This is a genomic window from Vibrio pacinii DSM 19139 (assembly GCF_000711795.1).
GTDB lineage: Bacteria > Pseudomonadota > Gammaproteobacteria > Enterobacterales > Vibrionaceae > Vibrio > Vibrio pacinii.
This window is the reverse complement of record NZ_JONH01000005.1, coordinates 245064-266695: the sequence shown is the minus strand read 5'-3', so window position 1 is coordinate 266695 and position 21632 is coordinate 245064. Positions and strand designations below refer to the sequence as shown.

15 protein-coding genes are annotated in these 21632 nt (G+C 47.0%); 11 read left to right on the top strand and 4 right to left on the bottom strand.

Features of this window, described 5'->3' with window-relative positions:
* Positions 1 to 10: 10 nt before the first annotated feature.
* The 3 genes from BS19_RS05585 to erpA all read right to left on the bottom strand — a co-directional run bounded on the left by BS19_RS05585 (position 11) and on the right by erpA (position 4817).
* Complete coding sequence (locus tag BS19_RS05585; RefSeq protein ID WP_038173886.1) at positions 11 to 3130, bottom strand: efflux RND transporter permease subunit; 3120 nt, start codon at positions 3128 to 3130, stop codon at positions 11 to 13.
* Positions 3131 to 3140: 10 nt separating this feature from the next.
* The gene (locus BS19_RS05580; RefSeq protein WP_038173885.1) at positions 3141 to 4220 is read right to left on the bottom strand and encodes an efflux RND transporter periplasmic adaptor subunit; all 1080 of its coding nucleotides are present in this window, start codon (positions 4218 to 4220) and stop codon (positions 3141 to 3143) included.
* A 255-nt stretch (positions 4221 to 4475) separates the two neighbouring features.
* Complete coding sequence (gene erpA, locus BS19_RS05575; protein ID WP_038173884.1) at positions 4476 to 4817, bottom strand: iron-sulfur cluster insertion protein ErpA; 342 nt, start codon at positions 4815 to 4817, stop codon at positions 4476 to 4478.
* A 256-nt stretch (positions 4818 to 5073) separates the two neighbouring features.
* On the opposite strand from erpA, the gene hemL reads away from it, so the two are divergent.
* Complete coding sequence (gene hemL / locus BS19_RS05570) at positions 5074 to 6366, top strand: glutamate-1-semialdehyde 2,1-aminomutase (RefSeq protein WP_038173883.1); 1293 nt, start codon at positions 5074 to 5076, stop codon at positions 6364 to 6366.
* A gap of 60 nt (positions 6367 to 6426) precedes the next feature.
* Here the strand turns inward: hemL and BS19_RS20160 are convergent, their stop codons facing one another.
* The gene (locus BS19_RS20160) at positions 6427 to 6594 is read right to left on the bottom strand and encodes a hypothetical protein (RefSeq protein WP_157631140.1); all 168 of its coding nucleotides are present in this window, start codon (positions 6592 to 6594) and stop codon (positions 6427 to 6429) included.
* Positions 6595 to 6643: 49 nt separating this feature from the next.
* Here BS19_RS20160 and BS19_RS05565 point away from each other — a divergent pair, with 49 nt between their 5' ends.
* The 10 genes from BS19_RS05565 to BS19_RS05520 all read left to right on the top strand — a co-directional run bounded on the left by BS19_RS05565 (position 6644) and on the right by BS19_RS05520 (position 21623).
* On the top strand, positions 6644 to 7729 hold the full coding sequence (locus BS19_RS05565) for an AI-2E family transporter (protein WP_038173984.1): 1086 nt from the start codon (positions 6644 to 6646) through the stop codon (positions 7727 to 7729).
* A 72-nt stretch (positions 7730 to 7801) separates the two neighbouring features.
* Entirely contained in the window at positions 7802 to 8824 is a 1023-nt protein-coding gene (gene rsmC / locus BS19_RS05560; RefSeq protein WP_038173882.1) for a 16S rRNA (guanine(1207)-N(2))-methyltransferase RsmC, read from the top strand.
* A gap of 209 nt (positions 8825 to 9033) precedes the next feature.
* Positions 9034 to 12417: a response regulator gene (locus BS19_RS05555; RefSeq protein WP_038173881.1), complete on the top strand. Its 3384-nt coding sequence runs from the start codon at positions 9034 to 9036 to the stop codon at positions 12415 to 12417.
* Between the two features lie 653 nt (positions 12418 to 13070).
* Positions 13071 to 14753, top strand: a complete 1683-nt coding sequence (locus BS19_RS05550) for an ABC transporter substrate-binding protein (RefSeq protein ID WP_038173880.1) — start codon at positions 13071 to 13073, stop codon at positions 14751 to 14753.
* A gap of 172 nt (positions 14754 to 14925) precedes the next feature.
* Positions 14926 to 15912 (top strand): ABC transporter permease, encoded by a 987-nt coding sequence (locus BS19_RS05545; RefSeq protein ID WP_038173879.1) that lies wholly within the window; start codon positions 14926 to 14928, stop codon positions 15910 to 15912.
* A 2-nt stretch (positions 15913 to 15914) separates the two neighbouring features.
* Positions 15915 to 16943, top strand: a complete 1029-nt coding sequence (locus BS19_RS05540) for an ABC transporter permease (protein ID WP_038173878.1) — start codon at positions 15915 to 15917, stop codon at positions 16941 to 16943.
* Positions 16944 to 16945: 2 nt separating this feature from the next.
* Positions 16946 to 17929: an ABC transporter ATP-binding protein gene (locus BS19_RS05535; RefSeq protein WP_038173877.1), complete on the top strand. Its 984-nt coding sequence runs from the start codon at positions 16946 to 16948 to the stop codon at positions 17927 to 17929.
* A 42-nt stretch (positions 17930 to 17971) separates the two neighbouring features.
* Positions 17972 to 18967, top strand: coding sequence for an ABC transporter ATP-binding protein (locus BS19_RS05530; RefSeq protein ID WP_038173876.1), 996 nt, complete (start codon positions 17972 to 17974; stop codon positions 18965 to 18967).
* Between the two features lie 65 nt (positions 18968 to 19032).
* Positions 19033 to 20751 carry a glycoside hydrolase family 9 protein gene (locus BS19_RS05525; RefSeq protein ID WP_038173875.1) on the top strand — a complete coding sequence of 573 codons (1719 nt, stop codon included), beginning with the start codon at positions 19033 to 19035 and terminating at the stop codon, positions 20749 to 20751.
* Positions 20748 to 21623 (top strand): glucosamine kinase nucleotide-binding domain-containing protein, encoded by an 876-nt coding sequence (locus tag BS19_RS05520; protein ID WP_038173874.1) that lies wholly within the window; start codon positions 20748 to 20750, stop codon positions 21621 to 21623. The genes BS19_RS05525 and BS19_RS05520 overlap by 4 nt, the downstream gene beginning before the upstream one ends.
* Positions 21624 to 21632 lie beyond the last annotated feature (9 nt).

Sequence of the window (21632 nt, the reverse complement as noted above, 5' to 3'; positions counted from 1 at the left end):
CAAGCGTCAATCACTGGTCAACTTCAATCACTTGGTTAGCCTTATCTTCCACTTTATGCACTCGGCCAAGCATCAACAGACAAGGTGTAAGAACCAGCGTCAGAACGGTGGCAAAGGCCAAGCCTCCGGCCACCGCAGTGGCTAACTGTGACCACCACTGGGTACTGGGCGCGCCAAACTCAATTTTCTGATTGATAAGATCAACGTTCATTTCAAGTACCATCGGCAGCAAACCTAAAATGGTCGTGACTGTGGTTAACAATACCGGTCGCAAACGTTGCACCCCGGTGCGTAAAATCGCTTCACGCTTATCTAATCCGCGCCGTAGCAGTTGATTATAGGTATCAATCAGAACGATATTGTTATTAACCACAATCCCTGCCAAGGCTATAACACCGATGCCTGACATCACGATACCGAACGGTTTTTGGAACACCAACAAGCCAACAAATACTCCGACGGTCGAAAACAGCACCGCACTTAAGATCAAGAAGGCTTGATAGAAACTATTGAACTGGGTGATCAAAATAAGCGCCATGACCACCAGCGCAACTAAGAAGGCATTTTGTAAAAATGCCGACGAGTTTTCCTGTTCTTCATTTTGGCCACGAATTTTAAACTCAACACCTGGAGGCAGATCGAACTCGGCAACCGCTTGCTCAATCTTGGGTAGTTCAAGCGCTAAGTTATACCCCTCTTTAATATCTGCCATAATGTTGATCACACGATGACCATCAATACGACGAATGGTGTCCTGCTTATGCTCTGGCACAATCGTGGCAAAATTGGTGATCGGCACTAAGCCTGCAGGTGTTTTGACACGCAGTTGATCAAATCGGCCAATATCTCGCTTATCAGCCGGATAGCGAACTAAAATATCGACCTCTTCGTTTGAGTCATCGGGTAGGTAATCACCGATCTTCAATCCATTAGTCACAAACTGTACCGTATTGCCAACCAAGGTCGCATCGGCCGCAAAACGCGACGCGTCATCACGACGAATATCGATTTGCCAATCAATGCCTTCTTTACTCGAGGTATCGCTCAAGTTGGTAAATGCTGGATAACTATCAGCCCATTGGCGCACCTGTTTAGCGGACTCGTCAAGCTGGTCAGGAGTACGTGCTGACATTTCAATGACTAAGTCATGTTCGACTGGCGGTCCCGCGTCTGGGAACTTGTACTCTATCTCGACACCAGCGTATCCATCGGTCTGCTGTTTCAGCTCTTCAATGATGGTTTTGACAGGGCGGCGATATTGCCAATCAACTGGGGTGATTTGAATCTGACCAATTTCGTCATCTCCCCCGGTGCGAGAGTAGACACTTTCAAACTCTTGATGACCGAGCATTACCGCTTCAATATCACGAATAATAGCGTCTTTTTCATCCAGTGACAGATCACCGTAAGAACGAACTTTAACCGTAAAAAACGGCGGATCGACTTCCGGGAAGAATTCGGCGCCTAATCCCGCTTTGGCGTAAGTAAAGCCAACACCAATCGCCAATAAAATCGCGCTGAGTAAAATCTTAAACGGGTGCTTGAGCGCAATATCTAAAGTCTGGAAGTAGAGCTTAGTAATCCCGGTCGCTTTAGAAAAATCGCCATCGTGCAGTGCGACCATTTTTTCACGCTGTACTTGGGTCACATGCTGTGGTCGTCCAATCACACTGCCGAGCACTGGCACAAATAAGAGCGCCATCATCAAAGACGCACTTAACGTTGCGATTAAGGTCAAGGGCAGAAACTTCATGAACTCGCCCGTCACATCCGGCCAGAACAGCAAAGGAGCGAACGCGGCTAATGTGGTCGCCGTTGACGCCGTGATCGGCCAAGCCATACGTTTGGCCGCATCACGATACGCTTGTTGTCTTGAAATACCCTCTTGCATGCGCCGATCGGCAAACTCAGTCACAACAATCGCACCATCAACCAGCATACCCACCGCCATGATCAACGCAAATAACACGATGATATTGACCGTTAAGCCAAATACCGATAACACCAGCAAACCCGTTAAGAAAGAGCCTGGAATCGACACACCGACCAAAAACGCGGTTCGCACTCCCAAAATAGCGATGATCACGATCACCACTAAGATAATCGCTGACAAGATATTATTTTGCAGATCGTTAAGCATCATCTTAACGTCTTTAGATTGATCCCATGTGTATTTAACCAATAGATTGTTAGGCCAATCATCACGTTGCTGCGCTTGCGCGATGACCTCTTTGACCAAGGCGACCGTCTCAATACTGTTCTCGCCTGCACGCTTTTTCACGTCGAGCACCACGGCCGATTTACCATCTAATCGTGCATAACTTTCAGGATCGCGAAACGCACGCTTCACCGTGGCAACATCGCCAAAAGTGATCACTTGCTTTCCATCCACTTTAACTGGCAGTTCTAACACATCTTTTAAGGAATCAAACACGGAAGGAACTTTGACCGAAAAACGCCCATAGCCAGTATCAACAAAACCGGCAGCAACCACTCGGTTATTCAAGGCGATCAAGTTATAGATATCGCCTTGATCAAGGCCGTAGCTTTCCATCAACAGCGGATCAACAATGATCTCGATGATATCTTCACGATCGCCAGCAATATCAACTTCAAGTACTTGGCGGAAACCTTCGAGCTTGTCGCTAAGCTGACGGGCAATTTGAACTATGGTTCGCTCAGGTACCGTCCCATAAAGTACCACCGACAAAGCGGGTTCTTCTGACGCAAGGGTGACTTCGTTAACCGTCGGCTCATCACTGTCACTGGGCAATTTAGGCTTAGCCAAATCGACCGCTTCACGCACATCGGCCATGGCTTTGTTAAGGTCAACGCCGACACTAAATTCTAGCATCACTGACGCATGCCCTTCCGCCGCCGTTGAGGTCATCTCTTTTACGCCCTCAATAGAACGCAGCTCTTGTTCAATCGGACGAACTAATAATCTCTCGGCATCGGTAGGGGAAATGCCTTGGTGGCCGACAGAGACATAAATGATTGGAATGGTAATGTCTGGACTCGACTCTTTGGGGATGGTGATGTACGTCCCGACCCCAGCGATGAGAATAAACACCAATAGCACCATCATGGTGCGCGTACGCGACAGCGCGGCATCAATTAAGGCAAACATATTCGTCTCCTTATTGCTGTCGTACGGCGAGCACAGGGTCACCATCACGCACAAAACCTTGTCCTGTGGTAATAATGTCTACTTGCTTACCGAGACCTGTGAGCCACACTCCATCTTGCTCTGCTTTGACCAGTTTGATGGCAATAAACTTCACTCGCTCGTCGACCAAGGTTTTTACTCCTAAGTCTCCGGCTTCATTTAACGCCAGCATCGCCGGAGTGATCTTGATAGCCAATTGCTCTTTAAGATTAAGTGACACTTCGGTGCTGATCCCCGCCGGAATACGCTGCTGTGGGTTAGGCAGTTCAACTTCAATCGGAAACGTATTGGTCGAAGTAGAAGAGACGCGCGATATATAACGCACAGTTCCCGTGGTTTGTTCGTCACCAATAAACCGCACCTGCGCGGGTTGATTGAGGCGCAGATTCTGAATATGACGCTCGCTGACGTCTGCTTCGATGACAATTTTGCTTAGGTCGAGCAAAGTAGCAACCGGGTCACCAATAGCAACAAAATCGCCTCTTTCAACAAATAAATGGTCAATGACACCCGCAAACGGTGCTAAAACTTGAGTATTAGCTAATGCACGCTTGGCATTACTCACCATGGCCTTGGCTTCAACCAAGTTGGCCTCAGCATTGGTAAAAGCCACCTCACCTTGCAACCCTTTGCTTTTTAATGACTGCGCCGCTTTGTACTCTTGCTCGCGGACTTTGCGCATCGCCTCAGCGCGCTGTAATTGAATCTCTAAATCGCCTTTGTCTATCAAGGCGATCGCCTGCCCCTTTGTCACGACATCGCCTTTTTGCACTTGCAAAGCGACGACCGTTCCAGCAATTTCAGCGCCGAGTCGAGCCTGCTTATTCGGTGCAGTTCGTCCATAAAGTTCAAGAGTTTGATGTGTCGACTCGGCAACAAACGTGCGGAATGCCACTTTCGCCAAAGGAATGGGCTCAGCACTGTTTGGCGGCGCAGAATCATCGGCATTGAGCATGCCAACACCTAACCAGACAGTAAGAATCACAACGATAAAAAGTGAAACGATATAAGGTCTAACCGCGATAAATCGCAGTGGAGAGAATCTAGCCATAACTATCCTTAGTGTGTCTCTATCTATCCAAATACTGATTGCGAACGACAAATGACGAGCAAAAAGTTGAAGATCTAGCACTTACTGACCATTGCAGTAAATTTGAACAACTAGGATATAAATTAATCAAATAAAAATATAGCTGTACGGACAACTATTTAGCAGGATTCTCAATACAGAAATAATTAGCAGGGAAAAATCGTGATATGACAATGAAATGACTAGGCTGCAGTGGCTACAGCCTAGTGATTAGAACTACACGCTAAATGAAGCACCACAACCACAAGTCGTCGTGGCATTGGGGTTATCAATGAAAAAGCGCGAGCCTTCAAGACCTTCGGTATAATCGACCTGACCACCGACAAGGTATTGCAAACTCATTGGGTCAACGACTAACGTGACACCGCTGTTGACAATCGTGGTGTCGCCTTCATTGACGTTCTCGTCAAACGTGAAACCGTACTGAAAACCGCTACAGCCCCCACCCGTGATATAAACGCGCAGCTTCAAGTTCGGGTTTTCTTCCTCTTCAATCAGAGTTCCCACTCGTTTAGCGGCTGCATCAGAGAATGTTAATGGAATATTTACTTCGCTCACGATGACCTCTCTCAGTCGTCGGTCTTCAAATGAATCACTCCATTTGAAGCCTTATATTTAGAATACTAACCGTGATTATCTAATACCTGAGTGAAGCGTTCAAGTATTCACCACCTTTGTAAGCAACTTTTCAGCAAAACTAACGTTATTCGCTACCAAAGTGCTGATAATGTGGCGCAAAGCGTTTTATTCGATCGAGTTCGACAGGTACAATGCCTTCCCAAATTGGTCCGAGCAATCATAAAGAGGATATCCTATGACCAAATCAGCAGACTTATTTGAAAAAGCACAACATAAAATTCCTGGGGGAGTGAACTCTCCAGTACGTGCTTTCAACGGCGTAGGCGGCGCCCCGATCTTTATTGAACGCGCCGACGGTCCATTGATTTTTGATGCTGATGGCAAGGCGTATATCGACTATGTAGGCTCATGGGGTCCAATGATTTTGGGTCACAACCATGCTGTCATTCGCGAAGCCGTCATTGATGCTGCGCAACGTGGTCTCAGTTTTGGTGCGCCAACAGAGATGGAAATTGCGATGGCTGAACTGGTTTCTGAACTGGTGCCATCAATGGAGCAAATCCGCATGGTCAGCTCAGGTACCGAAGCGACCATGAGTGCAATTCGCTTGGCACGTGGCTACACCGGTCGCGACAAAATCATCAAATTTGAAGGCTGCTACCACGGCCATGCCGATAGCTTGTTAGTAAAAGCTGGCTCAGGCGCCCTTACGCTTGGTCAACCGAGCTCTCCGGGTGTACCCGCGGATTTCGCCAAGTACACATTAACCGCTACCTTTAACGATTTAGACTCAGTGCGTCAATTGTTCGCGGCGAACAAAGGCGAGATCGCGTGTATTATCGTTGAGCCAGTCGCGGGCAACATGAACTGTATTCCGCCAGTTGAAGGCTTCCATCAGGGGCTGCGTCAAATCTGTGATGAAGAAGGCGCACTACTGATTTTTGATGAAGTAATGACCGGTTTCCGCGTCGCTCTTGGCGGTGCACAAAGTTATTACAACATCAAACCAGATTTGACCACACTTGGTAAAGTGATTGGCGGCGGCATGCCTGTTGGCGCGTTTGGCGGTCGCAAAGATGTGATGCAATACATCGCACCAACGGGTCCGGTTTACCAAGCAGGTACTCTCTCTGGTAACCCAGTCGCAATGGCGGCAGGTTACGCGTGTTTGAACCTGCTAAAAGAAGAAGGCAACGAAAAACGTTTGGCCTCTAAAACCAAACAGCTCGCCGAAGGCTTTAAGTCACTCGCGGATGAGCACGGAATTCCATTGGTGGTTAACCAAGTGGGTGGCATGTTCGGCTTCTTCTTTACTGATCAAGAGAGTGTAACGCGTTACGAAGAGGTCGCTAAATGCGATATCGAACGCTTTAAGCGCTTCTTCCACTTGATGCTAAAGCACGGTGTCTACCTCGCCCCTTCTGCGTTTGAAGCGAGCTTTACTTCACTGGCTCACGGTAGCAAAGAGATCGAAGCGACGTTAGAAGCCGCCGCTCGCTGTTTTGCCATCCTCGCTGACGAGGCGTAAAACCTTAAGCCAATACAGACAATCAAAGGCTGCGCACTGAGCAGCCTTTTTTGGTCGCGGCTATCGCCAGTTAACGATCACCAATACGGCCAATAAGCCGAGTAACAACCCAAACCACGGAATACGGCGCATCGACGCTTTAGGTGTCTGGCAGCTTTTCTCTTTGTTACAGCAGCCCATCGATTTCTCTCCTATGGTTAACTTTTTGATTTTACGTTGATGTCTCACTGGTTTGACGCCATTATACAAGGACATGTCAAACATTTGGACAATGGTTGTGTCAAATAAAATCAAAATTACTTCCAGCCACTGGGTGTTGGTTGTCGCCTTATTGGTCGCAGCCTTTGCCTGTTTTCTATTGGTCGAGCCTTATATTAACTCGATTGTGATGGCGTTTATTATTTCACTACTGATGTTTCCTATACATCAATGGTTTGAAAAAACGCTGCCAAACCATGCCAATATTGCCTCGCTGCTCTCTTGTGTGGTGCTGACATTTATCATTGTCGTGCCGTTACTGTTTGTTTTTGCAGCCATTGTTCAACAAGGGTCGACCTTTTCACAAAATCTCTATCAATGGGTCACCCATGGGGGCATCCAGACGATTTTTGCTCACCCTTGGGTCGTCAAAGTACTTTCGATTGCGAACACTTATTTGCCGTTTGATAGCATCGAACCGCAAGAGATTGCACAAAAAATCGGCCAGTTTGCGACCTCGTTTGGCAGTAACCTAGTCGGTATCAGCGCCAAGATCTTAGGTGATGCAACCAATTTCCTAGTCAATTTTTTCTTGATGTTGTTTGTGTTGTTCTTTTTGCTACGCGATCACGACAAAATAATCAGTGCGTTACGCCATATCTTGCCACTCTCACGCAGCCAAGAAGACAAGCTGCTCGATGAAATAGAACAAGTGTCGAAATCGGCAGTGATGGGATCGTTTTTAACCGCAATTGCACAAGGCTTAGCTGGTGGGATTGGGATGTGGATTGCAGGATTCCCTGGCCTGTTTTGGGGGACCATGATGGGGTTTGCCTCGTTTATCCCAGTGATCGGAACGGCGCTTATCTGGATTCCTGCCGCGATTTATCTGTTCTTAATTGGCGACACCACTTGGGCTATTTTCCTGACCATCTGGAGTATTGTGATTGTCGGTTCCATCGACAACTTGCTCCGACCTCTGTTAATGCAAGGTAGTGGCGGAATGAACACCTTGATGATCTTCTTCTCTCTTTTGGGCGGTCTGCACGTGTTCGGCTTAATCGGTTTAATCTATGGCCCGCTTATTTTTGCCGTCACTATTGTCCTGTTTAATATTTATGAAGAAGAGTTCCAAAGTTTCTTGGATCAACAAGATCGCAGTTAACGACTAAGATTGGTTTATGATCAGGGAGGATTATGCGAAAATCCTCCCTTCGTTTTTTATACTGAGACCGTTATGTCCGCCTATATTGCGCCTAGCCAAATCGCTCAAAGACAACTTGACTATTTTGCTGGCAAACATGTTCTGGTTGCTGGTGAAGCTGAAGACTTATTCCCCGTTGAGTTATCTCAACACTGTCTTTCTGTGACTGTTTTCACTACCCATTATGGCTATCACCGCCAGCTGCAAGCCTACTCTCAAGTTAACAGTGTTTTTGGCGCTGAATTTGATCGTCCAACTCAGGCTGATATGGTGCTGCTCTATTGGCCTAAAGCCAAAGCCGAGGCGGAATACCTTCTGGCGATGCTGATGGCAAAACTCGGCAGTGAGACAGAAATTGTCATCGTCGGTGAAAACCGCTCAGGGATAAAAAGCGCAGAGAAGATGTTTGCACCTTACGGATCAATCAAGAAATATGATTCTGCGCGGCGCTGTTCTTTCTATTGGGGCGTCTGCCAACACGCACCTGACAGCTTTAATATTGATCAGTGGTACAAAAGCTATACCGTCCACTATCGAGAATGCGAATTAACCATTAAGAGTCTGCCTGGCGTGTTTAGCCATGGCGAATTCGATATTGGCAGCCAATTATTGCTCGACACCCTACCACCACTATCAGGGACTGTACTTGATTTCGGCTGCGGTGCTGGCGTGATTGGCTCTGTGATGGCCTCACTCAACCCTGACATCAAACTGGAAATGTGTGACATTAGCGCCCTTGCGGTCGCGTCTAGTCGTGCCACATTGGCGGCCAATGGTCTCAGCGGCAAGGTGTTTGCTTCTGATGTCTACTCCGATAGCGGTGATCAGTATGACTATATCATCAGTAATCCACCTTTTCATTCAGGCCTAGAAACAAGCTATAGCGCCACCGAGACGCTATTAGCCCAAGGACCAAAGCATCAATCAGCACGTGGTGAGTTGTTTATTGTTGCCAATAGCTTTCTGAAATACTCACCGATCATTGAGCAAGCGTACAGTAATTGTGAGACGCTAAATAAGACCACTAAATTCGTAATTTACCACGCGAAGAAGTAACTATTCACGCCTACTCTTGACCTAAGATTAGGCGTTATCCCGCCCATCAAGTTGAAAATTGCGCCTCTCTGCACGCTTTGCTTGCAACTTACTTGTCAAAGTAAAAAAACTCGTTAGTTTTGTCATATTAAAAATAACGTTTTTGTCTTGCTTGCTAGTACTCACGACGTTCTGGTAAGCCGCATTCGCACGGAAAGTCTAGAGAAATCATGTTTAAGTTGTATCGAAAGCAGAAATTTAAGCGTCTGCAAAGTACGTTAATGTGGGCGTTTTTGGTCTTGAGTATTACCCCACTTACCATCATTGCGATCTTTTTCTTGCAGTCCCATACCAAGGATCTTCAAGAGCAGAGCACCTCGCACCTAGTGTCAGTGCGCGACAGCAAGCAGCAGCAGGTGATTGATTACTTATATGCCAAAGAATCTGAGGTGATGGGCTTCGTCCGCTCTGAACTTGCGTATGCCAGTGGTGGTCGTTTCTATGGTTTGGTCAATGCGTTTAGTAATTTAGGCTTAGATATTGAACAAGCGCGTAAAAACGCTCAGCAGCGCTACATCCAAGGCTCAGGGGACCAAATTAAAACCTCGATACTGCCACAATCGAGCGTATTTAATGGTACAGAACGCTACCGTTTGTTGCACAAACGCTACCATTGGGCCTATCTAGAACTGCTCAAACGTTCTGACTTTGATGACGTCTTACTCGTCGATCGCGATGGTAACGTAACTTACTCCATCTACAAGCATGACAATTTTGCCACCAATCTACTTACTGGCCGTTATAAAGATAACAACCTTGGTCAAACCTTTGCCAAACTGCGCAATCTTGTTAATGAAAAACGTAAGACCAACGAAGATTTCACGCCAGTGATCATCTCTGACTTTTCAGCCGAAGACGGTAAATCGGTCGCTTGGCTTGGCGCCCCAATCATTCAACAAGGTTACCTGCACAGTTTTGCCATGTTCCGCTTACCAAACAACGGCATTACCAAACTCATCGCCGATGATCCGAATAATCCCAAACGCACTTTATTGGTTGGCAGTGACCATCAATCGCGTTCGCTTGCTTATCAGCAGCAAGATATTGATAAGAGTAAAGCCGTCATTGATTTAGCGCTATCAGGCCTGACCAATGTGGGGACCTATTCGAATACTGACAATGAGTCTATCATTGCGGCCTATAGCCCGATTTCCGTCAAAGGCATTGACTGGGCGATCGTCGTCGAAGTGCCAGAGAAAGTTGCCTTTGCTCGTGTGCACCAACTTGAAACCGTATTTGTCTTTGCCATGCTTATTGCTATTTTGCTGGTTGTGATGGCATCACACTACTTATCTAACTTTATTACTTCTCCTTTGCTCAAATTAACCTGGGCTGCAGAGAAAGTCTCGGCGGGCGATCTTGATGCCGATATGATCAACACCCAGCGTAAAGATGAGATTGGCCGCCTAGCGGTCAGCTTTGAACGTATGCAGCGCTCTATCCGAGAAAAAATCCTGCTCATCAAACAACAAAACAAAGAGCTAGAAAGTAACATTACGTTGATTCAAAAGCAGAATGACGAGCTGCAACTGGCCAATAAACTCAAAGATGAATTCCTTGCGACTACCTCGCACGAGTTACGCACGCCACTGCACGGCATGGTGGGAATTGCTGAAGCGTTGGCCTCTGGCGCCAATGGACCAATAACAGCCGAGCACAAATATCAACTCGACATTATTATTAACAGTGGTCAGCGTTTGGCGACCTTAGTTGACGACTTACTTGATTATCACAAAATGCGCTATGGCAATTTAGACATCGAAACCTGCGCCGTTGATCTAGCCGGATCGACCCGCTTGGTTTTGGAGCTATCGTCACACCTACTGGGTAATAAGCCCATTCGAATTATCAATCAAGTACCAAAAGATCCCGTTTGGGTCAGCGCGGATCCGCAGCGTCTTGAGCAAGTGCTGTATAACCTGGTTGGTAATGCGATCAAATACACCAGTGAAGGCAAAATTGTCATCTCTGCCGGTGTGATCGATGATCAAATCCGCGTGCAGGTGGTCGATACTGGCCAAGGGATTCCCGCCGATCAACTTGAGAACATCTTTGAACCCTTAATTCAAGCGGGCAATGATTCAACCCGTTATCGTCAAGGAGCGGGGTTAGGTCTGTCCATTAGCCGTCAATTGATCGAATTAATGCAAGGCTCGTTGTATGTGAGTAGTCAGCCAATGGTTGGCACCACCTTTAGTTTTACACTACCGTTGGCTACGCAAGAGCAAATCCAAGCAACTCACCACTATGAAGCGCCGCACTTTAAAGTACCAGAAAATAACGACATCGAGTTCGAAGAACCAACTAACTTACCAGAGAACAGTAACGGCCCACTGCTACTGGTGGTTGATGACGAACCCGTAAACCTACGTGTCCTTGATAGCTTCCTACGCCTTGAAGGGTATCGTGTTCGCACCGCTAAAGATGGTTATGAAGCGCTTGAGGCGATCAATAAGGAAAAACCTGAACTGATGTTGCTCGATATCATGATGCCTGGCATGAGTGGCTATCAAGTGTGTGAGACGCTACGTCAAACCTATGATCACGCAGAGTTACCGATCATCATGCTTACCGCGCTAAATCAGACCGATGACCGTGTGCACGGATTCAGTGTTGGCGCAAATGACTATTTGCCTAAACCATTCAATAAACAAGAACTAGCGGCGCGTATCGTTGCTCATCTCACGGCGAGCAAAGCCGAGCAACGCCGTATTGAAAATCAGCAGCTACAACACGAACTCAAGCAGCGGGCAATGGTAGAAGCGGGCTTGCTTGAAACTCAAGGTCGTCTGCTCGAGCAATTAGAGACAGCACCTGAAGCGATTATTTGTGTTCGCGACGATAACAAGATTCGCTTTGCCAACGAAGCCGCCTCGAAACTGTTCAAACGTTCTACAGAACAACTCAAACGCTCAACCGCTGATGAGATCATCGCTCCTAAGTTCCTCAATGTTGAACAAGAACACTATTGTGGCCAAATCGATATCTATGTTGAAGATGTCAGACAGCACCTCTCGGCAGATATTCTCAAATTACCCCCGGGCTCTGGATTACGTTCAATGTATATCTTTAATGTCGGCGGCGGCATTAATATGAACCGCATCAACAACCTCGAAACCGCAATCGAAGCGCTATCCAGCTTTGCATTTGAAGGCGACCGAGCGAAGCTACAGGAATTGAAAGAGCTCGGCGGTGAGTTTACCCGTTTGGCTGATCGTGTCGCGGGTGACAACAAATCCAAGCAAGAAGTGATGCGTGAGGTACTGGTTGATGCGATGACCAGCGCTTTGGATTACTGGGAGTCGGTGACAGGACAAACCAAATTTGCCTTTGCTGAGCAAAGTGGTCTGTGGCGCGTTTATCTTGATCGCAGTACCTTACAAACACGAACGCTCGACAAATACCTTCGACCAGAGACGCTACCAAAAACCCCACGCTGGCGGACGGTGCTTAGCTCACTCGATTACATTCTTGAGCATTGCAATGAGCAGAGCCCTGAGCGCGCCCACATCGAGGCGCTAAAAGATAAATTACAGCACTTACTGACGAGCTAAGTCCGAACGAATCAACACGATGAAGCCCGCTTATGCGGGCTTTTTTTATCCCATCGCTAAGCGTAACTTCACTGACGAAAGAGTTAATACGCTACGTAAAACAACCCATATTCCTACAGTATAACCACCGCTTAAATTACGCCCATTTAAGCTTTGCCAGTGGTTTTTTGATGCTAAAACTGGCACAAAGAACTCAGATTGCGATACCAATCACAACAAGACGGCAGTTTTTATTTAACCACGAGAATTAATCGTCAAGACCACACGTGACTTAGATCTCACCCAAAGACTAACGCAAAAAAAAACAGTCAAATAAAGACCTGAAAAGTAAGCAAGCACTCACACCAACAAGCTTAAAAAAAGCATTGTGCGACCGAGTTCAAAGCCAGTTTTTGGTGCAAAAATTAAACACAATGACGTTTTTTAACAGTATTGACGTGGAATGGCGCAGTTTTTACGTTTTTGACGGGAATAGCGATTGCGTATTTTAACATTAAGGTGTCTTCTTACCCTTGCCTAAGGACTACAGGCCACTCTCGAAATTAAATCTCCTCCGATTTGATTTTAACGATAGAGGTAGACCTTAGTGAGTGTTTATCAATTGATGACATTCCATCCATTAGTGAAATGAAAGCAAATAGTAAGGAACAGCTATGCTTGCCAACATAAAAAAAACAGCACTAGCAACAGCAATTATTGCTACAGCAACAACAGGCTTTGCCTCTGTTGCAACAGCAGCTGAGCGCAGTGAATTAACTGTACACCCTAAAGAATTTACGACTTTTGTACGTAACTTTAACCCGTTCTTGGGTGCAACCAACCTGCACACAACAACAGACTTTATGTATGAGCCTCTTGTCGTGTTTAACGAAATGCACGGTAACACTCCAGTATTCCGTTTGGCAGAAAACTACAAAATGTCTGACGACCTAATGAGTGTTACTTTCGACATTCGTAAAGGCGTAAAATGGTCAGACGGTGAAACATTTGATGCAAACGACGTAGTATTCTCATTCAACTTAGTTAAAGAGAAGCCTGAACTGGACCAAAGTGGTATTAACTCTTGGGTGACCAGTGTTGAGAAACTCAATGACTACCAAGTTAAATTCCGCCTAACAGAAGCGAACTCAAACGTTCCTTACGAAATTGCCAAAGTACCCGTTGTACCTCAGCACGTATGGAAAGATATCAAAGATCCTGCGTCATTTACTAACGAAAACCCAGTAGGTTCTGGTCCTTTCACTGAGATCGATACGTTCACAGCGCAACTTTACATCCAGTGTGCCAACCCAAATTACTGGGATGCAGACAACCTAGATATTGACTGTTTACGTGTGCCACAAATCGCTAACAACGACCAGTTCTTGGGTAAAGTGGTTAACGGTGAAATGGACTGGACTTCTTCATTCATTCCAGACATCGATCGTACTTACGCAGCATCAAGTCCAAACCACCAGTACTGGTACCCGCCATCAGGCACTCAAGCGTTCGTCGTGAACTTCAAAAACCCAGATGCAGCGAAGAACGAAGCACTGACTAACGTCGACTTCCGTCGTGCATTCTCTATGGCGCTTGACCGTCAAACTATCATTGATATCGCTTTCTACGGCGGCGGTACAGTGAATGATTTCGCTTCTGGTCTTGGTTACGCATTTGAAGCTTGGTCTGACGAAGATACCCATGGTAAGTACAAAGGTTACAACACGTACAATGAAGAGGGTGCAAAAGCGCTGCTTAAAAAAGCCGGCTTTAAAGATGTCAACAACGATGGTTTCGTTGACACTCCATCAGGTAAGTCATTTGAGCTTCTGATTCAATCACCAAACGGTTGGACTGATTTCAATAACACAGTACAGCTTGCGGTTGAACAGCTTGCAGAAGTAGGAATCAAAGCGAAAGCTCGTACTCCTGATTTCTCTGTCTACAACCAAGCGATGCTAGAAGGAACGTATGACGTAGCGTACACCAACTACTTCCATGGTGCCGATCCGCATACCTACTGGAACAGTGCATATAACTCGGCATTACAAGCGGGTGATGGCATGCCTCGTTTCGCGATGCACTTCTACAAGAACGACAAGCTAGATGGTCTTCTTAACAGCTTCTACAAAACCGCTGATAAGAATGAGCAGCTAGAAATCGCTCACGGCATCCAGAAAATCATTGCAGCTGACCAAGTTACGATTCCAGTGATGTCTGGTGCTTACATGTACCAATACAACACAACTCGCTTCACGGGTTGGTGGAACGAAGAGAATCCACAAGGTCGTCCAAATATTTGGGCTGGTATCCCAGAACGTCTACTGCATGTACTGGACCTAAAACCAGTTCAATAAGTCGTTGTTCAATCTTGCGGCGCATTTTCTGTGCGCCGCTCAATCCCCACTCTTTAGCTTGTTTAAAGTATGACGCCCGTCGTCAGGGGATTTTTCGCTCCAAATTTGTAGTTTAGCTAGGAGCGACCTGAAACCAGAAACAGGGAAAATCTGGGTAAGTAAGGTGTGAGTTATGGGTTATTTTTTAAGACGTTTGTCGTTCTATTTTGTCGCGCTGTTAGTTGCTGCGACGTTAAACTTTATTATTCCTCGGGCAATGCCAGGTGATCCAGTCACCATGATGTTTGCTAATGCATCCGTTCAGGTAACGCCAGAACGTATCGCGGCAATGAAAGAACTGCTCGGCTTTGTCGATGGTGGCCTGTTCGTACAGTACATTGCCTACATGAAAAACATTCTGAGCTGGGAATTGGGGACTTCAATCCAATTTTACCCTCTTTCAGTTAATACGCTTCTGGGCGGCGCATTTGGTTGGTCACTCTTCCTTGCAGGTAGTGCTGTTATCCTCTCTTTCTCTATTGGCTCTACGCTAGGTATCTTTGCCGCTTGGAAACGAGGGAGTAAATACGATGCGTTTGTAACACCTGGCATGCTGATTATCCAAGCTGTCCCTCAAGTGGTTATCGCAATGCTAGCGCTGTTCATTTTCGCCATCGGCTTGAAGTGGTTCCCAACTGGCTATGCCTACACCGCTGGCACCACGCCAGACTGGACAAGCTGGGAGTTCTATAAAGACGTCGGCTACCATGCCGTGTTGCCTCTCTTCTGTGCCTCTATCATTCAAATCGGCGGCTTCTTGGTCAACATGCGTAACAACATGATCAACTTACTGGCCGAAGACTACATTACGATGGCAAAGGGCAAAGGGCTGAGCGAAAACCGCGTGGTATTCAACTACGCTGCGCGCAATGCACTACTACCAAGTGTCACCGCTCTGTCGATGTCACTTGGTATGGCTATCGGTGGTCAGTTGATCATTGAAATTATCTTTAACTACCCAGGCCTTGGCACTGTGTTATTGAATGCGATTCACGCACGTGATTACCAAGTTCTTCAGGGCCAGTTGATCATCATGACGCTATTTATGCTGTCGTTTAACTTAATCGCCGACATGCTTTACGTTGTCCTTGATCCTCGCTTGCGTAAGGGAGGGAAATAATTATGAAATCTCTATTTAAACTCATCTTAGGTAATGCCTACGCTCGTATTGGCTTAGCCATTGTCTCGCTATTTATTTTCATGGCAATCGCGGCTCCGTTGATTACTAAACACGCTCCAGACAAGCGCACCGGTAATCCTCATGAATACCCTGCGTCAGTCGTAAAAGCGGCGCAAGCGAATCCAACAGGTTGGGTCGCAGAGAACTTAGCGACTGACCGCCGCACAATGATCATGTCGAAGAAGGCCGATCATACATTAGGTACCAGTCGCATGGGCCGCGATATATGGTCTCAACTGGTTTACGGCGCACGTATCTCTCTTGGTGTCGGCTTCGGCGCGGGTTTGACAGTGTGTTTCTTGGCCACCGTTATCGGAATTTCTGCGGGTTACTTTGGTGGACGGGTTGATGACATATTAACCGCCGCGATGAACATCATGTTAGTTATTCCGCAATACCCACTACTGTTTGTTTTAGCGGCCTTTATCGGTGAGGCTGGGCCTCTAACCATTGCCATTATTATCGGCTGTACCTCCTGGGCGTGGGGAGCAAGGGTTATCCGCTCACAGACTCTTGCCTTACGTGAAAAAGAGTTTGTTAAAGCGGCGGAAGTACTGGGTGAGTCTTCATTCCGAATCATCTTCGTTGAGATTTTACCTAACTTAATTCCTATCGTGGGCGCGAGCTTTATCGGCTCGGTGATGTATGCCATTGGTATGGAGTCGATCATTTCATTCCTTGGCCTTGGCGACCCAAGCACCATCAGTTGGGGCATCATGCTGTACAACGTTCAAACCTCTTCAGCAATGCTGATTGGCGCCTGGTGGGAAGTACTTGCTCCTTGTGTCGCATTAACCATTCTTGTTACTGGCCTTGCTCTGCTTAACTTTGCCGTTGACGAAATCGCCAACCCTCAGCTTCGCTCTCATAAAGGTATGAAGCGTTGGAAAAAACTGGCTCAACAAGACAAGCAACAGCGCAAACCAGATCAACTAGCACCACAAAATGCACTTTGGAGCGGAGATAAATAATTATGACGAATCCACTTATTTCGATCCGCAATCTCTGCGTTGATTATATTACCGATGCTGGCGACGTGCGCGCCTGTAACAATGTCAGCTTCGATATTGCTCCAGGCGAGGTTTTTGGCCTTGCCGGAGAGTCTGGTTGTGGTAAATCGACGGTTGCCTTCTCGCTGATGCGCTTACATAAGCCGCCCGCGTATATTAGCGGTGGTGAGGTCATCTTCAACGGCGAAAATATCCTCCAATACAGCGACGAAAGAATGCAATCTTTCCGCTGGAGTGAAATGTCAATGGTGTTCCAGAGTGCGATGAATGCGCTTAACCCAGTCTTGACCATGGAAGATCAATTTTGTGACGTCATCATGCGTCACACCAATATGACTCGTGAACAGGCACGTAAGCGTGCAGAAGGCCTGCTGGAAATCGTTGATATCCACCCAAGTCGTTTAACCGACTACCCGCACCAATTCTCTGGTGGTATGCGCCAGCGTTTGGTGATTGCGATTGCGTTAGCACTGAATCCAAAAATGATCATCATGGATGAGCCAACAACGGCACTGGATGTAGTGGTACAGCGCGAGATTCTGCAAAAAATCTACGCTTTAAAAGAAGAGTTTGGCTTCTCTATTTTGTTCATTACCCATGACTTGTCACTGATGGTCGAGTTCTCAGACCGAATTGGCATCATGTACTCGGGCGAATTAATCGAAGTCGCACCTTCTAAAGAGATTTTGCAAACGCCTTTCCACCCTTACACCAAAGGGTTGGGCAGTTCTTTTCCTCCATTAATCGGTCCAAAAACCAAGTTAACCGGTATTCCAGGCAACCCTCTCAACTTGTTGGAAATTCCGCAAGGTTGTCGCTTTCAAGCTCGCTGTGACCGCGTGCATGAAGCCTGTACTAAGGTACCGACCGCGTTAAGACAAGTTGAGCCAAATCGTTTCTCAAATTGCCATCTTTACGGTGAAACCATTGCTCAAGCCAAGCTCTAGCAATTGATTGATAAATAAGAACGAATATTACTGGAGAGAATTATGAGCAAAGCATTTGGCGAACTACTGATTGAAGGCAAAAATCTAGTCAAAGATTTTCCAATCAACAGTAACGCACTAAAACAACCTCTTATGCGTGCGATCAACGACGTATCATTCAAAATGTACAAAAGCCGCGGTCTTTCTGTGGTGGGTGAGTCAGGATCTGGCAAATCAACCACGGCGAAAATGATCGCCAAGATGTACGCCCCAACCGATGGCGTTATCGAGTACAAAGGTCGCGATATTCAAGATATCACAACCAAAAAAGAGCTCATGCACTACCGCGAAGGTGTGCAAATGGTATGGCAAGACCCGTTCGGTTCATTAAATCCAACGCATAATATTTTTCACCATATTGCGCGTCCTTTATTGATTCACCACAAGGTGTCTCCGAGCAACAAAAAAGAGCTCGAAGAACGCGTCTATGACTTGCTTGAACAAGTGGGATTAATTCCACCAAAAGAAACCGCGCAGAAGTTCCCACATCAACTTTCCGGTGGTCAACGTCAGCGTGTCAATCTCGCACGTAACATTGCGGTTGGCGCCGAAGTGGTTCTTGCTGATGAGCCAACCTCTATGCTGGATGTCTCGATTCGTGCTGGTGTATTGAACCTGATGGAAGAGATGAAGTTTGAGAAACAGATGTCTCTGCTTTACATCACTCACGATATCGCCACGGCTCGTTATATCGCCGAAGATCTTGCCGTTATGTACGTCGGTCATATGGTTGAATGGGGCGACACCGAAGAGATCATTCACGATCCTCAGCACCCCTACACTCAACTGCTGGTTTCGGCAGTACCTGATCCAAGTAAGTCGATCCACGAGAAGCTCAAGGGCAATAAAGGGGAAATTCCACTTTGGACCCCCGCTTCTGTTGGCTGTCCGTTTGCAGGTCGTTGTCAGCAAGCTAGCGACAAATGTCGTGAGAAATTACCTGAGGTGACTCAGTTGTCTGACAACCACTTTGTACGTTGCTACTTATACGAAAATTAACCGACAGAGCCAAGAGTGCGCTCTTGGCTCAATAACAATAATGAATAAATGTTTCGGAGAGTTTAATGCTGCTACTTACTAACCATATTGGTTATGAACCCCTTGGGCCAAAGCAGGCTGTTTTGATGACTCGTAAAGCGCGTCTATCTTCTACCACTGCACTGTTAGTCTGTGCCGATAGCCATCAAACTGTCGCGACTTTTGCCATAGAGAAAGGCACTAAGGTTGCACATTGGCACCAAGGGTATTTTTTTCGCATTGATTTCTCGCACTTTGAACAAACGGGTAACTACTACCTTAAGGTAGACAACCTCCGCTCAGAGATTTTCTCGCTCGTAACTGGGCTGTTGTTTAACAACACTTTTTCCGACGTGTTGCACTACTTTAAATCACAGCGTTGTGGTGGCCGTTTTGACAAACAAGATCATCATATTCCTTTATTGGGCAGTGACGAACAGGTCGATGTCCATGGCGGCTGGTATGACGCCTCCGGTGATATCAGTAAGTATCTCAGCCATCTCTCATACGCCAATTATCTCAACCCACAGCAGACTCCGATGGTGGTTTGGAACATGCTTTCTGCACTTGAGCTATTAGCCCAAAGCGCAGATGTCGCGGCTTTCACTCACGTGCGTTTAATCGAAGAAGCGCTGTTTGGCGCCGACTTTTTAGTCCGAATGCAAAACCAAGCTGGCTTTTTCTACATGACGGTGTTTGATAAGTGGTCAAAAGATATCAACCAACGTGAAATTTGCGCCTATCAAACCCAACAAGGTGATAAAACAGCCGACTATCAAGCTGGGTTTCGCCAAGGTGGCGGGATGGCAATTGCAGCCCTTGCCGCCGCAGCGCGCCTTGATGAAAGCGGACAATATACTCAGACCGACTACCTCAATGCAGCCCAAACCGGATACTGGCATCTCAAACAGCACAATCTTGATTATCTTGATGATGGTCAAGAGAACATTATCGATGAATATTGCGCACTGCTTGCAGCGGTCGAGTTATATCGAACCACCCGCAACGACGACTATTTAGCAGAGAGTCGTTACTGGAGCGAACGCCTCCAGCTACGTCAATGCAGCGATGAACAACAAACGCATTTTTGGTCAGCCAATCACGATGGCAGCCGACCTTACTATCACGCTGCAGAAGCAGGCCTGCCGGTGATTGCGCTATGCCAATACTTAAAGATCGAAACAGATAGCGATAAAGCGGCGGTGGCAAAACAGACCATTGCTCGCGCCGTCGAGTTTGAACTCAGCATTACCACCCAAGTGGCCAACCCATTTGGTTACCCACGTCAATATGTTAAAGGGCTAACTGAAGCCAAGCGCGACGCCTACTTCGTTGCGCATAACAATGAATCTGGCTACTGGTGGCAAGGTGAAAATGCCCGTTTAGGCTCTCTTAGTGCCATGGCCTTTTGTGCCTTACCTTATCTTCAACAAACCGACACGCAGCAACGCTTACTCAAGTTTAGCCAAAACAGCCTTAACTGGATTGTTGGCCTTAATCCGTACCATATGTGCATGCTCGACGGCCACGGGCATAACAACCCAGATTACTTGCCTCAGCTGGGTTTTTTCAACTCAAAAGGCGGCGTGTGTAACGGTATCACTGGTGGGTTTGAGGATGAGCAAGATATCGCTTTCAATCCTGAACCACAAAAAGAGGACATGTTGCAAAACTGGCGCTGGGGAGAGCAGTGGATTCCTCACGGCGCATGGTACTTACTCGCCATTTCTCATCAGTACCACTACTTTAAGGGCTGTCAATCATGAGCCAGTATCTAGTCGGAATTGACGGTGGTGGCACCTCTTGCCGTGCTCGGATTCGAGATCAACATGGTCAATTAATTGGTGAAGGCAAAAGCGGCAGCGCCAATATATTACTCGGTGTCGAAACAGCCATGACATCGATTGTTGACGCGATTACGCAAGCCGCCGCTCAAGGCGGTTTAAGTGCGTCAGCTTTTGCCGACATGGATGTAGGGCTTGCACTTGCTGGCGCAGAGCAAAAAAACGCGTGGTTTGAATTTATGCAAGTCGCGCACCCTTTCGCTTCGATAGTCCTTAATACCGATGCTTATGGCGCCTGTGTGGGTGCACACCAAGGCGATGAAGGCGCGATTATGATCGCCGGCACCGGATCGTGTGGTATCTATCTCGCAGATGGGCAACAACACGTTGTTGGCGGACGCGAATTTCCTATTTCCGATCAAGGCGGCGGCGCTGTCATGGGACTGCGCTTGATTCAACAGGTGCTGTTGGTTCAAGACGGAATTGGTCAAGTAACACCGCTCACAGAGCACGTAATGCAACACTTCAACCATGACATCGACCAAATTGTTAGTTGGTCTAAACACGCACTACCGCGCGATTATGGCCAATTTTCACCGGCTATTTTTCAACACGCAGCTCAAGGTGACACTCTCGCCATTGCCATGCTCAAGCACACCGCTGCCGATATTGAAATGTTTCTCGTTGCGCTCAATCGCCAAGGGGCGACGCGTATCTGTTTAATGGGCAGTATCGCCGAGCGCATCAAAGCTTGGTTATCGCCTCCTGTTCAAGCTTGGATTGTTGAGCCGCAGTATGACGCTATTGAAGGCGCCTTAATGTTTGCTGGCAAGCCTGAACACAATTTGTATTAAGGAATACGA

Bases quoted from the DNA above. Each gene is read 5' to 3' on its own strand.
- BS19_RS05585 (WP_038173886.1), bottom strand. From the start codon at position 3,130: ATGTTTGCCTTAATTGATGCCGCGCTGTCGCGTACGCGCACCATGATG.
- BS19_RS05580 (WP_038173885.1), bottom strand. From the start codon at position 4,220: ATGGCTAGATTCTCTCCACTGCGATTTATCGCGGTTAGACCTTATATC.
- hemL (WP_038173883.1), top strand. From the start codon at position 5,074: ATGACCAAATCAGCAGACTTATTTGAAAAAGCACAACATAAAATTCCT.
- rsmC (WP_038173882.1), top strand. From the start codon at position 7,802: ATGTCCGCCTATATTGCGCCTAGCCAAATCGCTCAAAGACAACTTGAC.
- BS19_RS05555 (WP_038173881.1), top strand. From the start codon at position 9,034: ATGTTTAAGTTGTATCGAAAGCAGAAATTTAAGCGTCTGCAAAGTACG.
- BS19_RS05550 (WP_038173880.1), top strand. From the start codon at position 13,071: ATGCTTGCCAACATAAAAAAAACAGCACTAGCAACAGCAATTATTGCT.
- BS19_RS05545 (WP_038173879.1), top strand. From the start codon at position 14,926: ATGGGTTATTTTTTAAGACGTTTGTCGTTCTATTTTGTCGCGCTGTTA.
- BS19_RS05540 (WP_038173878.1), top strand. From the start codon at position 15,915: ATGAAATCTCTATTTAAACTCATCTTAGGTAATGCCTACGCTCGTATT.
- BS19_RS05535 (WP_038173877.1), top strand. From the start codon at position 16,946: ATGACGAATCCACTTATTTCGATCCGCAATCTCTGCGTTGATTATATT.
- BS19_RS05530 (WP_038173876.1), top strand. From the start codon at position 17,972: ATGAGCAAAGCATTTGGCGAACTACTGATTGAAGGCAAAAATCTAGTC.
- BS19_RS05525 (WP_038173875.1), top strand. From the start codon at position 19,033: ATGCTGCTACTTACTAACCATATTGGTTATGAACCCCTTGGGCCAAAG.
- BS19_RS05520 (WP_038173874.1), top strand. From the start codon at position 20,748: ATGAGCCAGTATCTAGTCGGAATTGACGGTGGTGGCACCTCTTGCCGT.